The sequence below is a fragment of the Paenibacillus tepidiphilus genome (assembly GCF_008635795.1).
Classification (GTDB): domain Bacteria; phylum Bacillota; class Bacilli; order Paenibacillales; family Paenibacillaceae; genus Paenibacillus_AQ; species Paenibacillus_AQ tepidiphilus.
On the sequence record NZ_VWRQ01000025.1, the window covers coordinates 23,509 to 37,330 of the forward strand.

The following is a 13,822-nucleotide window of genomic DNA, read 5'->3' on the forward strand; positions in this document are numbered from 1 at the left end:
GAACGATGCAAGAGAATATCGACCAATTGCTGGCTCATCCGCTTGGATCGCTGCTGGGGTACTTTGCCGTGGCCGTGCTGGGGCTTGTGGTTTTCCTGTCTTTTTTCGAAATGGTCACCAAATATAATTGCTGGGAGGAAATCCGCAAAGGCAATCTTGCCGTGGCCATGGCTACCGGAGGCAAAATTTTCGGTATCTGTAACATTCTGCGCTTCAGCATTGAATCGGGAATTTCGATTTACGATACGATGAAATGGGCGGTGGTCGGATTTCTGCTGCTGCTGCTGGCTTATTTCCTGTTTGAATTTCTGACGCCGGTCTTCTCTATAGACGATGAGATTGCGCAGGACAACCGGGCGGTCGGATTGACGGCGATGCTGATTTCAGTCTCACTGTCGTATGTGATCGGGGCCGCTATTTTTTGAATAAGAAGGAGATTACGACAATGGATACAACAGTATGCCCTTGGTGTCATACAGAAATTGTGTGGGATGAGGAAATTGGACCCGAGGATACCTGCCCGCACTGCAACAATGAGCTGTCCGGCTACCGGACGATTACCGTAGGGGCGGATGATCTTGAGGATGAAGAGGATGAGTCCGACGATAGCTCCGTCCAGGATCATATCAGCGATGACAAGCTGTGGGATGACGAGGATAAGGAAGCGGTAGTGCCGATCTTTAACACGGTCACCCAGTTCGGCGACGATTATGATCCGGCAGCATACGAGCTCAGTGTGGCCGCTGTACTTGCTGCGCAGCTTGAAGCGCCCGAATGCCCGCAGTGTCATGAATTGATGGTCATGTCCGGCAAGCAGCCGGTGACGTCATTCGAAGGGGCAGTGCCGGAAGCGATGAACGGACGCCCTGTGCTTGAGGCCCCGTTTGCGCTGAATCTGTACATTTGTCCTTCCTGTTTCCACGTGCAGCACAGTCTGGCCCAGGAAGACCGCGTCCGGTTCGTGCGCCATTTGAGCGGCAAATAAGGACGGGCACATGCTTGCTCCCGCTTCAGGGCATATTAATGCCGATATGTCCTGGAGGAAGGGGAGATGTGCGAGATGAAAGGCTCAATCCGGAGCCAGGCCCCGCTGCTGCTGGGCGTTAACGGGCTATTTGTGCTGGCCAATGCGCTGGCAGGCACTTTTCTGAACGTATATTTGTGGAAAAGCCGGCAGGATTTCGTCATGATCGGCTGGTTCGCGGTCAGCCAGCAGCTGGCTGTCGGCCTCAGCTTCTGGCTGGGCGGCAAATGGGTCAAAGAACGAGGCAAAATGAACGCCCTGCGGCTGGGAATCGCCGTTTCGGGCTTTTTTTATTTACTGGTGCTATGGCTGGGGACGGACGCCGCGTACTATATATGGCCGCTCGGCTGTACACTCGGCATTTCCACCGGATTGTTCTGGCTCGCCTTTAATACGCTGTATTTCGAAATTACCGATGCGAAGAACCGGGATTTCTTTAATGGCTGGATGGGACTGCTCGGTTCATTTACCGGCATTGCCGGACCCTGGGTCTCCGGGCGGATCATTACATGGCTGCAGGGCGCCCGCGGCTACCGTACCGTGTTCACTCTTGCTTTGTGCATTTACGGGCTTGCGGCAGTGCTCAGCTTTTTTCTGAAAAAGCGTAAAAGCGGCAGCGCCTATATCTGGCTGGAGCCTTGGCGGGAGCTGCGCCGGAAGGAAAGTCCCTGGCGGACAGCTGCGGTTGCCCTGATGTTCGAGGGGATGCGGGAAGGCGTATTCTCATTCCTGATCGGCCTGCTGGTATACATAGCCACCCGGGAGGAGAGCAAGCTGGGGCAATTTGCGCTTCTGACTTCGGCGGTATCACTCGTCAGTTATTATGTGGCGGGCAAGTATTTTAAGTCCCGCTTCCGGTCCCAGGGCATGCTGGCCGGGGGACTGCTGCTTGTAGCCGTTATTGTACCGCTACTCTGGAAGGTAAGCTTCGGGACACTGCTGGTCATGGGCATCGGAACCTCGCTGTTCCTGCCGCTCTACGTACTGCCGATCACCTCGGTCAGCTTTGATCTGATGGGCCGGGATGCAGACAGTGTGGATAAACGGGTGGAACTGGTCGTCCTAAGAGAGCTTAGCCTGATGTGCGGACGCCTCGCGGGGATGTTCATCTTTATAGGGGTCCTGTCGGTGAATGACTCCCGGCATGTCATTACGCTCCTGCTTCTCGGCCTTGGGGCGGCTCCGCTGGGCAGCTGGCTTGTGCTGCGGCGTCCGCTGCGGGGAGGTAACCTCTAATATAGCGCAGCGTAGGATAGGCAACCCCGATAGCTGAGCAAGGCACATAAGGGCACAGGCCCGGGCGACTATTCCGCCCGGGCCTGTGCTTGTTTAAGTTGTCATACCGTTTGGGGTGACGGCTTGGCCGGCCGCGTCAGCGAGAACAGCTCCAGCTCGGGCCTGTTCATTCCAGTAAGCGTATCGGCCAGTAGTTCAGCCGCTATCATGCTGTAGACGGTTCCGTTGCCTCCGTAACCTTCAATAAAGTAACAGTTCGGATAATCCGGATGCGGCCCGATGAAGGGCAGTCCGTCCCGGGTGGTCCCGAACACCGCTCCCCAGGCATATTCGGCCTCGACGATGCCCTGAAGCTCGGGAAACAAGGCCTCCACCTCCTCCAGCAGCCGCTTGCTCTGGGACAGCACACGGACCTCGCGGCGCTGCGGATCGGTCAGGGTCTCATCCTTGCCGCCGGCAATAATCCGGCCGTCATGGGTCATGCGCAGATACAAGTAGGGGCGGGCGGTTTCCCAAATCAGACTGCGTTCATGCCATTTGGGCTCTATCCGAAGCGGCCGGGTCATAATTGCATATGTATTGACCAGTTCTGCACCCCGGTCCTTCTTCATTTCCTGGGTTTCATAGCCCATGGAGAAGACAACTTTGCGTGCATAAATGCGTCCATGCTCTGTATGGCAGACGACTCCGGCATCGCCGTACTCCAGCCGGCGGGCCTCGGTATGCTCATAGATGCGCACGCCGGAAGCATGGGCCTTGTCCAGCAGCGCATGAACCATCCGGAACGGATTGGCTTCGGCGTCTCCCCGGGAGTACAGGCCGCCCGGTTTGGAGAAGGAATAGCGTCCGGCTATATCGGATTCCTCCCAGAACTCCGAGTCAAAGCCATGGGCCACCAGGTTCTCATGCTCCTGCCGCAGCAACTTGACATCCTCTGCTGTACTGGCATAAAGGAGACTTGGGCGTGCGGTGATATAGGGATTGATATTCAGTTTATCCTGCAGTTCCAGAATGCCTTTGATGCTGCTCTGGCACAAACGGTAGAACAATACGCCCTTGTCTTTACCGAAGGTATTGATGCACGCGGTTAGAGATTTGTCGTTTGCTACCTGAAGCAGCCCTGTGTTTGCCTGGGAGCTGCCTCCGGCGACCTTTCTTTTCTCGATAACAACGGTATGTGCCCCGCTCTCCGCCAGACGGTATGCCATCATTGCCCCGCTCATACCCGCGCCGACAATCAGACAGTCGCAGTGAAGGTCTCCTTCAGGCTGGGGGTAAGACGGAATAACCGGCAGAGTGTGTTCCCAAGGGATGCGTCCGCTGAATAAATTCATAACTGGTTCTCTCCTTTTAGACCGTTCGCCACGGTAGTATTGGCGGCTCATTTCACTCTCATGCGCACTGGATTCAGGTGGCTGGAGAACGTGATGTAAGGCGCTAAGAATGTACCTTTAAGCACATAAAGATCGGAGCACGCGGCATAATAAGCCTGCTTGAACATTTTGAAGGGAGGATTCACGCACATGCATTCCGCAAATATGCAGCCGCTCAGCGGCAAGGAACTGGAGTATATCGCCGATTCTATTTCCAATGAGGATCTGTTGATTAAGCAGCTGGCCGCAACGGCCGGGGTCACACAAAATGCGACTGTCCACCAAATCTGCGTACAGCAGATCAACAGCCATACCCGTCATATGAATACACTGGTTCAATTGATGCAGCAGCATCAGCAATACGCACCGACACAGCCGCAATAATTATAACTAAGAACATGAGGAGGTAATCACGTGTACGCACAAAACGGAACCGCATTTATGGCGGATGAAGATTTGCTCAATACGGTGCTGGCGGATTTAAAACGGACGGTCCGCGAATATTCGACAGCAGCCACAGAATCCAACTGCCCTGTCGTCCGGCAAACGTTCAATGAGCTGACCATGGATACACTGCGGCTGCAGGGGGATCTGTATACACAGATGTCGCAGCTCAACATGTATACCGCTCCCGGCAAAGCGCTACGTCAGGATATCGACAAGCAGCTCCAGACGGCGCAGCAGACGCAAACCAAATGCCAGCAGTTCGTGCAGCAGAAGACTGGCGGAGCCGGGGCGTATGCCCATCCGGCCAACGTTCAGGCCCATCAGCCCAATGTGCAAAACCCTTACTATATGTAACCCTGCGGCTTATGCAGTGAAGCACTGGGCGGGATGAACGCTGTGAGGGTGAACGTGCCGGTCCATTCGCTGTAATCTACGTCCGTTCCTTCCGGAGACCCGGGAGGAGCGGGCGTTTTTGTGCTGATGTCGGGATAGGTAATGCATCCCCCGGAACACTCGTTTTGAGGGAAGGGTTCAGGTAATCCGCGCCGGATTTGAGAACAGGTTGAGCATACCCGGGAATCGCCGCCGGGCATATTTTAGTTTGCAGAGTTGCCTGTTTCATGTCATATTAATACTAAACTCTTTTCGCGGTGGTGTGCTGCAGCCCTGCTGCACCGGCACACATGCAAGGCGAATAATCCGGAGGGAAGGCATGCGGGAAATGGATGAACTGAAGCAAAAGGTGCTGGAACTGCTCAAGGAGGATGCGCGTACCTCTACAGAGCTGATGGCTACGCTGCTTGGGGCCGAAGAAGAGGATATCAGGACGGCCATCGAACAAATGGAGCAGGATCATGTCATTGTGAAATACACCACGGTGGTCAACTGGGACAAAGTGGACGATGAGCGCGTGACGGCGCTGATTGAGGTGCAGATTACTCCGGAACGAGGCCGGGGCTTCGAGGGGATTGCCGAACGGATTTACATGTATCCTCAGGTCAAATCCGTGTATTTGATGTCCGGCGCTTTCGATTTGCTCGTGGAAGTGGAAGGCCGCAATTTGCGCGAGGTGGCGAACTTCGTCTCCGAGAAGCTGTCTCCGATTGATTCGGTGCTGTCCACCAAGACCAATTTCACTCTCAAAAAATACAAGCAGGACGGTATCATCTTCGAAGAGCACGAAGAGGACAACCGCCTGATGATATCTCCGTAAAGGAAGTCATGTAAATGATCACGAATAAATCACAGCATAGCGGAGATGCAGAGAAATCAATGAAATCCTACCTGGCCCCCCTGGTGCAGCAGATACAGCCGTCAGGCATCCGCAAGTTCTTCGATCTGGCGGCAGGCAGCAAGGATATTATCTCGCTTGGGGTCGGCGAGCCTGACTTCAAGACCCCCTGGCATGTCCGGGAAGCCTGCGTTTATTCACTGGAGCGCGGCTTTACCGGCTATACCTCGAACGCCGGCATGCCGGAGCTGCGGGAAGGGATTGCCCAGTATTTGCACAGCCGCTTTGCGGTCGATTACAATCCGGCGAATGAGATCATCGCCACCGTCGGCGGCAGCGAGGCCATCGACCTGGCGCTGCGTGCGCTGATCTCGCCCGGGGACGAGATACTAATCCCGGAACCGTGTTATATCTCCTATTCTCCGATTACTGCTATCGGCGGTGGTGTTCCGGTTGGCATCGAGACCTTCGGCGAGAACCAGTTCAAGCTGGACGCGGCGGATCTGGAAGCCAAGATTACCCCGCGCTCCAAAATTCTGATTCTGTGCTACCCGAGCAATCCGACCGGCGCAATCATGAGCCGCGAGGACTGGGAGCCGATTGCCCGGGTCGTCGAGAAGCATGATCTCATTGTCATTTCGGATGAAATTTATGCCGAGCTGACCTACGGCAGCAATCATGTAAGCTTCCCGTCTCTGCCGGGTATGAAGGACCGGACGATTCTGGTCAGCGGCTTCTCCAAGGCGTTCGCCATGACCGGCTGGCGGATGGGCTATGCCTGCGGCCATCCCGACCTGATTGCCGCTATGCTGAAGATTCACCAGTATACGGTCATGTGCGCCCCTTCAATGGGCCAGGTGGCGGCGCTGGAGGCGCTCAGTAACGGTATGGAAGAGAAGGACCGGATGGTGGAATCCTACAACCAGCGGCGGCGGCTCATCATCAAGGGGCTGCGCGATGCCGGTCTGGAGTGCCATGAGCCGCAAGGCGCGTTCTACGCTTTTCCAAGCATCCGGGCCACGGGGCTGACCTCCGACGAATTTGCCCAGCGGCTGCTCTTTGAGTACAAGGTCGCTGCGGTGCCGGGCAGTGTATTCGGCTTGGGCGGCGAAGGCTACCTGCGTTGCTCCTATGCCACCTCGGTCACGCAGCTTAACGAAGCGATTGAGCGGATCGGCGCGTTTGTACGGAAGCTGGAGCAGGAACGGCGAGGATAAGCCATACGGCGGCCCCTGCGAGGACTTTATTGTTAAAAATTGTGCGTCTATGTAAGCAACAAGAGGAACCGCTTCGCCCCGAAACGGCAGCACGGACAGCCATTTCGGGCGGAAGCGGTTTGTTGTTTTTTTGTTTGGCAAGAATACAGACCTAGTACCTTGACCAAGCCAAATCTAAGGACTGTATGCGAGGATGTCTTCAACCTTACTCGAAAACTAGATGGTGCATAACTATAATTTGATGCGGTCAAGGTACTAAGTTACAGTGGTTTACATGTATTTACATGTCATAAACCGGGAAGAGCATTTGCCTATTCTCTTGGGAAACGATTAAACTATAATTATGTGATTGAGCTGCTGGAGGGGAAGCTGGAAATGGCGATTTATACGCGAACAGGTGATAAGGGTGAAACTTCGGTCATTGGCGGAAGAGTAGGCAAGGATGATGTCCGCGTGGAGGCTTACGGCACGATTGACGAGCTGAATTGCTTTGTCGGACAGGCGAGAAGCCTGATGGAAGGCGATGAGCGGTTCGCCGATGTCCGCGAGCAACTGCTGGAGATTCAGCACGAGCTGTTCGACTGCGGCTCTGACCTTGCTTTTGTCAAGCTCAGCGAGAATAAATACAAGGTCAAGGCGGAGATGGCCGTGCGTCTGGAGGGCTGGATTGACGTGCTGCAGGCTGAGAATCCGGTCCTGGAGCGCTTCATCCTGCCGGGAGGCAGCCAGCTGTCATCCGTGCTGCATGTATGCCGCACGGTCTGCCGGCGGGCGGAACGCCGCGCCGTGACGCTGGGACGAAGCGCCGACATCAACCCGGAAGCCGTTATTTATCTCAACAGGCTCTCCGACTATTTCTTCGCGCTGGCCCGCACGGCGAACACGCGCCTGGATGTTGCCGATGTCGAATATGTGCGCAGTAAAAAGGTGTTCCGCCACTGATATGACCAGCTATTATCCGCCAATTACCTATACGGTGCAGCCGGCCGAGGACGGCTGGCTGCTGAAGAGCATTCTGCAGAAGCGAATGGACGTATCGCGCAAGCTGCTGTCACGCCTGAAGCTGACCGAAGAAGGCATCAAGCTGAACGGAGTGCGGGTCTATATCAGCGAAAAGGTCAGCGCCGGAGACTGCGTGGAGATCCGTATGGAGGAAGAGATCTCCGCCGACATTATGCCGCAGGATATTCCGTTTGACATCCTGTACGAGGATGAGCACCTGCTGGCCGTGAACAAGGCGGCCGGGGTGATTGTGCATCCCACGCACGGGCATTATACGGACACGCTGGCCAACGGTGTCGTCCATTATTGGGCGGCGAAGGGGGAGCGCTACCGCTTCCGTCCCGTCCACCGGCTGGATCAGGAGACGTCGGGGGTGCTGGTCATCGCCAAGAACCCGTACAGCCACCAGCATATCTCCGAGCAGATGATCGCCGGGACGGTGGACAAGCGGTATGCCGCCTTTGTCCATGGGACGCCGCCTGCGCTGCGCGGCGACATCGACGGCCCGATCGACCGCGATCCGGCCGAGCCGCACCGGCGTATAGTAACACCGGACGGGTACCCCTCCTTGACGCGGTATGAGGTCAAGGCGCAATACCCGGGCGCGTCGCTGGTGGAGCTGAAGCTGGAGAGCGGGCGCACCCACCAGATCCGGGTGCACATGGGCTCGGTCGGCTGTCCGCTGATCGGCGACTCGATGTACCGGCACCCGCTGTACAGCAAGGCGCAGCCTACGCCGGCAGAGCAGGCACAGCTTGCTGAGGTGGCAGCGCTGGATGCCGCCATCCCGCGGCAGGCGCTGCACGCGGTGCGGCTGAGCTTCCGCCATCCCATCTCCCGTATGGAGATGGTGTTAGAGGCGCCGCTGCCGCCGGATATGGCGCTGCTGCAGCGGGTGCTGGAGCAGCAGCCTGAGCGCCTGCCCTGAAGCAGGGGCAGGGAGCAGTGCCTGGCGGCGCGTTGCTGAGCCGGCCGGATGAGGCATAGGCAGCCCGGCCAGAGCCGGCTCAGGCAAGGTGAGACCGGACAAAGGTAGCTCAGATAGAGCCAGCTAGGGCAAAGGCAGTCCGGACAGAGGTAGCTCAGATAGAGACAGACAGGCAAAGGCAGTCCGGACAAAGGTAGCTCAGATAGAGCCGGCTAGGGCAAAGGCAGTCCGGACAAAAGTAGCTCAGATAGAGCAGCCAGCTCAGGCCAGCCCAGACAGGGGGATAGTTGTATTTTGTGCAACTATTATGTTGATTACCGGCCGTTTATTGCGAATAGTTGTACTTTGTACAACTAAAACCCAAGAAAAACGTCAAGTCGACCAAAACCGCTGTTAATAGATGTATGAAATACAACTATTTCTAGGATAGCGGATTTTTAGGCCATAATAGATGTACAAAGTGCAATTAAGCCGTACCGCTGAAGAGGCGGTCGCGGTTGTATTAAGTTGTACCGCTGAAGAAGCGGCTGCGAATCGTATTGGTCCGTACTACTGGAGAAACGGTCGCGGATTGTGTTAAGTCGTACGCTGAAGAGGCGGCTGCGGATCGTATTAAGCCCTATCGTTGAAGAAGCCGAAGCGAATCGTACGTAGTTTCGGTTATGCAGTGAATATTTGTGCTTCGCTATAGTAATCCTTAGGACATAGCTGAATATCTATCAACAAGTTCGTATATATCACCAAGTTCATATATATCAAACAAGTCGCGCATATACCAACAGTTTAGATGCAGAAACGGAGCCAATGGGATGAGCCAACTGAAAGTATATCAATATCCGAAATGCAGTACCTGCCGCAGTGCCGTTAAATGGCTGAAGGATGCAGGACATGAGCTGGAGCTGCAGCATATCGCCGAGCAACCGCCTACGGTGGAGGAGCTGCGCAAGCTTCTCGCCGACAGCGGGCTGCCGCTGAAGAAATTCTTCAACACCAGCGGCGAAGTGTACAAGGAGCTGGGGTTGAAGGACAAGCTGGCGAGTCTCAGCGAAGACGAGCAGCTGGAGCTGCTGTCACAGCACGGGATGCTGATCAAGCGTCCGGTGGTCACCGACGGCCACAAAGTTACCGTGGGCTTCAAGGAAGAGCAGTACGGCGAAGCGTGGGGCAACGCCTGAACCTAAGGCAGAGCCGCCGGAAGCAGCTGCTAAGAGTGAGCGCCAGCAGAGCCGCCGGATGCAGCCACTAAGTAAGCGTAAGCAGAGTCGCCGGATGCAGCTGCTAAGAGTGAGCGCCAGCAGAGTCGCCGGATGCAGCCACTAAGTAAGCGTAGGCAGAGCCGCCGGATGCTGCTGCTAGAGTGAGCTTAGCAGAGCCGCCGAATGCAGCGGCTAAGTAAGCGCAGCAGAGCCCCTGTATCGCAGCTGCTATGAGCGGCGTAAGCTTAATACTCTAAATTCAGATTTCACAAAGGAGAGGTTACACATGAGTACTGAACCAAAGGGCCGGGTAATGCTTGTCGACGGAATGGCTCTGCTGTTCCGGGCCTTCTATGCAACCTCTTATGGAGGATATATCCGCAAGACCAAAGCCGGGCTGCCGACGAACGCGGTGTACGGTTTTCTGCAATATTTCTTTGACGCGGTGAGTACGTTCGAGCCTTCCCATGTGGTCTGCTGCTGGGATATGGGCAAGGGTACCTTCCGCACCGAGAAGTACGACGGTTACAAGTCGAACCGGATTGAGGCGCCGCTGGAGCTGATTCCCCAGTTCGATCTGGTTAAGGATGTTGTTGCTGAGCTCGGCGTGCCGAATATCGGCCTGGTCGGGTATGAGGCGGATGATTGCATCGGAACCCTGTCGGCCTGCTTCAGCGAGGAATCCGAGGTGTACATTCTGACGGGTGACCATGATATGCTGCAGCTGGTAAGCGACCGCGTGAAAGTCATTATTATGAAAAAAGGCCGCTCTAACTACAAGGTCTACGACCCTGCGGAGCTGATGGACGAAAAGGGCTTGACCCCTGCGCAGGTCATCGACCTGAAGGGCTTCATGGGCGACACCAGCGACAATTACCCGGGCGTTAAGGGTATCGGCGAGAAAACGGCGCTGAAGCTGCTGCAGGAGTACAGCACCGTCGAAGGCGTAATTGAGAATCTCGCCGCACTGCCGAAGGGCGTCCGCGCCAAGATTGAAGCCGATCTCGATATGCTGCATCTGTCGCGCGAGCTGGCGGAAATCCGCCGAGATGTGCCCGTGGTCTGCACGCTTGCGGAATGCCTGTGGGAGCTGCAGCGCGAACAGGCTGCCCGTAAGTTCCAGGAGCTGGAGTTCGGCAGTCTGCTGCATCTGCTTGGCTCGGCGCCGGATGAGCGGGGAATTGTCCAGATTGAGCTGGGCGAGCTGGGCTAAAATTTGTTAATATGCGAAGAGTGTCATTGACAAAATTATTTATTTATGCTATAATTTACAGTTAAGTGAATTTGGTGTATATTAAGGTTCTCCTGGCCAGGGAGAATCTTTTTTTTGCGTTAGTCTGCAAAATAAGATTCGTATTATTAGGGGTCCCCGCACAAGCTCGGAACAGGCAATATCCATTACACCCCGTATGCCGGGGTTCCATTTGCGGAGGGCAAAGCAATGAAACCAAACGAATCCAGCATCACATCCATGGTGGCAGCCTTTGGCCGCGCCTATCACAGCCGGTTTGACGAGCCGAAGATTTTTGACGATTATATCGCGGTGAGGCTGATCTCCGAGCAAGAGTTTGCCGGCATCAGCGGCAATATGATTGCCGGTATTGAATTTTTCAGCCCGGAATTCGCACAGGAGCACCGGAATCAGCCGGATGAAATCCTGAGATGGATCACCCAGGTCCAGCTGTCGCCGACTCCGCTGGCAAGGGCAGCGTACTGCGAGTCAGTGCTGCTGAATGAAATGAAGCTCGGTGCAGAACAGTATGTCATCCTCGGTGCAGGGCTGGACAGCTTTGCGTATCGCCATCCGGAGCTTGGCGGCAGCCTGGAGATTCTTGAGGTAGATCATCCGGCGACCCAGCAGTTCAAGCAGGAGCGGCTGGCGGAGTCCGGATTGACGGTGCCGGACCATCTTCATTTTGTGCCGATGGACTTCACGCGCGGAATGCAGGCTGCTAAGCTTGCCGGGGCAGGAAAGCCCGGCGGCCGCCGGAGCTTTTTCAGTCTGCTGGGCGTTTCCTATTATTTAACGAAGGCAGAGCTGGGCTCCATGCTGCAGCAGCTGTTCGCGGACGTTCCGGCGGGCAGCTCGATTGTGCTGGATTATGCCGATGATACGCTATTTGAGACGAAAGGGCGGGGAAACCGCGTGGAGCATATGGTCGCGATGGCGGCCGCCGCCGGAGAGCCCATGAAGTCCGGTTACGCCTATACGGAGCTGGAGGAGCTGCTGGCGCAGTCGGGGCTGCTGATTTATGAGCATTTGAATCCGGAAGCGATTCAGGAGCGGTACTTCCAAGGGCGCAGCGATTATTTGTCGGCTTTTGAGACTATCCATTATATTCATGCGGTCAAAGCAGTTTGATCGTTTGATTGCATACTTTACGGCAACAAGGGCCAACCGGAGATGTACGGTTGGTCCTTGTTGAGTAACCGTTACTACTGAAGTGCAGCTCTAATCTCGTAAAATTCAGGAATAATATGCTAATATTGCAGGTGTGGCGACCGTACGAATGTCCGCTATTTTATAGGGTGCTCAAACTTCCTGCGTATCATCACCCGCAAATAAATAATTACCAGCACGATAATGTACAAGGCCGTGTGCCACATCTCCAGCGGATGGGGTCTAGCGCTTGCCTGCGGATGGTCATTCAGGATGTACAGGATGATCCGGTAGGGCGGAATAATCCAGAATAATGCAGGAAAGGTGCGGTCGATGATGCCCTGGCCTCCAAGGGAGACAGCCAGAACGATGCACAGACCCAGGAAAGAAATCAGGCCTGTTCTGAACAATTTGGCATTGAACCAAGCGGCAAGGGATATGCCCAGCAGGGCCGCGAACTGATGGCAGGCGAAGGCGGTCAAGGCTTGCCCGATGCCCGGCATGTAGTCGAATTTGTCAAAAATAATCGGATAAACGATTACGAAGACAGAAAGGGGCAGTGTAAACAGCCATACATATACCAGCTTTGAGGCGTACAGCAGCATAAGCTTCCCGGAATGGAGAAAGGTGATAATCTGCTGCGTCTCATCCTCCAGATCAATAAACACATAGCAGAGCCATGCAGCGGTCAGAAAGAGCAAGGTGGCCGTAACGGCATAGCTGTCCATGACCGGATTCGGAATGACCCCATAGAGGAAGAAAACAGCGATCAGGAAGACGGTCAGCGGCGGAACATAACGATAGGAGCGCTGATAATAGCGGTGATAATAAAGTAGAATTTGCAGCATTATGCGTATTCTCTCCTCCCGGTAACTTCAATGACAGAGCCGCCGGATTGCAAAATCTGCAGCAGCAGCTGGTCGCAGCTCTCTGTCCGCGCATAGATACGGACCAGACTTTCTTCTGCGGAAGCGCTCATAATCGCGGGGTGGGACAGTATTCCGGCGTTTCGCTGTCCTGCAGGCAGCCTGCAAAGCACCAGCACGGACGGTTCCAGAGCTGCCGGTATTTGCTTCACCGTTTCAATCAGCGCAGTATTTTGCACCGTGATGACCCGGTCAGTAATGTCCTGCAGCATCTCCGTTTCATGGGTCGAGATCACAATGGTCACGTGCCGGCTCTTTAATTCACGCAGCGCTCCGGCCAGCTCCTGCATCGACAAGCCGTCCAGGCCCGACAGCGGCTCATCCAGCAGCAGCAAATCCGGCGTGGACAATACGGCCTGCATCAGATTTACTTTTTGCAGCATGCCCTTGGAGAAAGACTGCATCGGCTGATGGCCCAGCGGCAGCTGAAGCAGGTCGTGAAGCTCCTTGATGCGCTCTTGCAGCGCTGCTTTGGGCAATCCCTGAATCCGGCCCATGTGCATTAAATATTCCTGCGAGGTGAATTTATGCTTCGGAAACCGGTCGGGCATGAAGCTGATGCGTGGCGGCTGTGAGTCACTAACCTTGCGGCTGCCCGTGGTCGGAGCGATGAATCCACCGATGAGCTTGATCAGCGTGCTTTTGCCGGAACCGTTGCCGCCCAGGAGCATCAGCGTCTCTCCGCGCCGTATAGTAAGCGAGACGGAGGAGAGTACGAGCTTGTCTGCATAACGTTTGGTTATATGATTCAGTTCTACAAGCGTATCCGGCATTCCATATGATCCTCCCTTTGGTGCACTTGAAGCTTATTCTAGCTCGGATACACCAGATTGTCACTTTGATGTTAGTATTTCTCAGATAA

15 protein-coding genes are annotated in these 13,822 nt (G+C 55.2%); 12 read left to right on the forward strand and 3 right to left on the reverse strand.

The annotated features are described in order from the left end of the window. Nucleotides 1-5: 5 nt before the first annotated feature. From F1379_RS24970 to F1379_RS24980, 3 genes are all read left to right on the forward strand, one after another. Nucleotides 6-425 carry a DUF350 domain-containing protein gene (locus F1379_RS24970; protein WP_150275187.1) on the forward strand — a complete coding sequence of 140 codons (420 nt, stop codon included), beginning with the start codon at nucleotides 6-8 and terminating at the stop codon, nucleotides 423-425. A gap of 20 nt (nucleotides 426-445) precedes the next feature. Further along, nucleotides 446-985: a hypothetical protein gene (locus tag F1379_RS24975; protein ID WP_150275188.1), complete on the forward strand. Its 540-nt coding sequence runs from the start codon at nucleotides 446-448 to the stop codon at nucleotides 983-985. Nucleotides 986-1,051: 66 nt separating this feature from the next. Then, the gene (locus tag F1379_RS24980) at nucleotides 1,052-2,260 is read left to right on the forward strand and encodes an MFS transporter (RefSeq protein WP_338046803.1); all 1,209 of its coding nucleotides are present in this window, start codon (nucleotides 1,052-1,054) and stop codon (nucleotides 2,258-2,260) included. Nucleotides 2,261-2,361: 101 nt separating this feature from the next. On the opposite strand, the gene F1379_RS24985 is transcribed toward F1379_RS24980, so the two are convergent. Further along, entirely contained in the window at nucleotides 2,362-3,594 is a 1,233-nt protein-coding gene (locus tag F1379_RS24985) for an NAD(P)/FAD-dependent oxidoreductase (protein WP_150275189.1), read from the reverse strand. Between the two features lie 189 nt (nucleotides 3,595-3,783). On the opposite strand from F1379_RS24985, the gene F1379_RS24990 reads away from it, so the two are divergent. The 9 genes from F1379_RS24990 to F1379_RS25030 all read left to right on the forward strand — a co-directional run bounded on the left by F1379_RS24990 (nucleotide 3,784) and on the right by F1379_RS25030 (nucleotide 12,016). Beyond that, a complete protein-coding gene (locus tag F1379_RS24990; RefSeq protein ID WP_150275190.1) occupies nucleotides 3,784-4,017 on the forward strand; it encodes a hypothetical protein in 234 nt (77 codons plus the stop codon). A gap of 30 nt (nucleotides 4,018-4,047) precedes the next feature. Next, entirely contained in the window at nucleotides 4,048-4,434 is a 387-nt protein-coding gene (locus F1379_RS24995; protein ID WP_150275191.1) for a spore coat protein, read from the forward strand. A gap of 358 nt (nucleotides 4,435-4,792) precedes the next feature. Next, the gene (locus F1379_RS25000) at nucleotides 4,793-5,293 is read left to right on the forward strand and encodes an Lrp/AsnC family transcriptional regulator (protein ID WP_150275192.1); all 501 of its coding nucleotides are present in this window, start codon (nucleotides 4,793-4,795) and stop codon (nucleotides 5,291-5,293) included. Between the two features lie 14 nt (nucleotides 5,294-5,307). After that, on the forward strand, nucleotides 5,308-6,528 hold the full coding sequence (locus F1379_RS25005; protein WP_203457173.1) for an aminotransferase class I/II-fold pyridoxal phosphate-dependent enzyme: 1,221 nt from the start codon (nucleotides 5,308-5,310) through the stop codon (nucleotides 6,526-6,528). Nucleotides 6,529-6,903: 375 nt separating this feature from the next. After that, the gene (locus F1379_RS25010) at nucleotides 6,904-7,470 is read left to right on the forward strand and encodes a cob(I)yrinic acid a,c-diamide adenosyltransferase (protein WP_150275193.1); all 567 of its coding nucleotides are present in this window, start codon (nucleotides 6,904-6,906) and stop codon (nucleotides 7,468-7,470) included. A 1-nt stretch (nucleotide 7,471) separates the two neighbouring features. Further along, complete coding sequence (locus F1379_RS25015; RefSeq protein ID WP_150275194.1) at nucleotides 7,472-8,458, forward strand: RluA family pseudouridine synthase; 987 nt, start codon at nucleotides 7,472-7,474, stop codon at nucleotides 8,456-8,458. 809 nt (nucleotides 8,459-9,267) lie between these two features. Next, the gene (locus F1379_RS25020; protein WP_150275195.1) at nucleotides 9,268-9,633 is read left to right on the forward strand and encodes an arsenate reductase family protein; all 366 of its coding nucleotides are present in this window, start codon (nucleotides 9,268-9,270) and stop codon (nucleotides 9,631-9,633) included. 307 nt (nucleotides 9,634-9,940) lie between these two features. Further along, nucleotides 9,941-10,867, forward strand: coding sequence for a 5'-3' exonuclease (locus tag F1379_RS25025; RefSeq protein ID WP_150275196.1), 927 nt, complete (start codon nucleotides 9,941-9,943; stop codon nucleotides 10,865-10,867). A 228-nt stretch (nucleotides 10,868-11,095) separates the two neighbouring features. Next, on the forward strand, nucleotides 11,096-12,016 hold the full coding sequence (locus tag F1379_RS25030) for a class I SAM-dependent methyltransferase (protein WP_150275197.1): 921 nt from the start codon (nucleotides 11,096-11,098) through the stop codon (nucleotides 12,014-12,016). Nucleotides 12,017-12,171: 155 nt separating this feature from the next. Here F1379_RS25030 and F1379_RS25035 read toward each other — a convergent pair whose 3' ends face one another. Both F1379_RS25035 and F1379_RS25040 read right to left on the reverse strand, forming a co-directional pair. Then, nucleotides 12,172-12,882, reverse strand: a complete 711-nt coding sequence (locus F1379_RS25035; RefSeq protein ID WP_150275198.1) for a hypothetical protein — start codon at nucleotides 12,880-12,882, stop codon at nucleotides 12,172-12,174. Next, nucleotides 12,882-13,733 carry an ATP-binding cassette domain-containing protein gene (locus F1379_RS25040; protein ID WP_150275199.1) on the reverse strand — a complete coding sequence of 284 codons (852 nt, stop codon included), beginning with the start codon at nucleotides 13,731-13,733 and terminating at the stop codon, nucleotides 12,882-12,884. Before F1379_RS25040 ends, F1379_RS25035 begins: the two co-directional genes overlap by 1 nt. Between the last annotated feature and the right edge of the window lie 89 nt (nucleotides 13,734-13,822).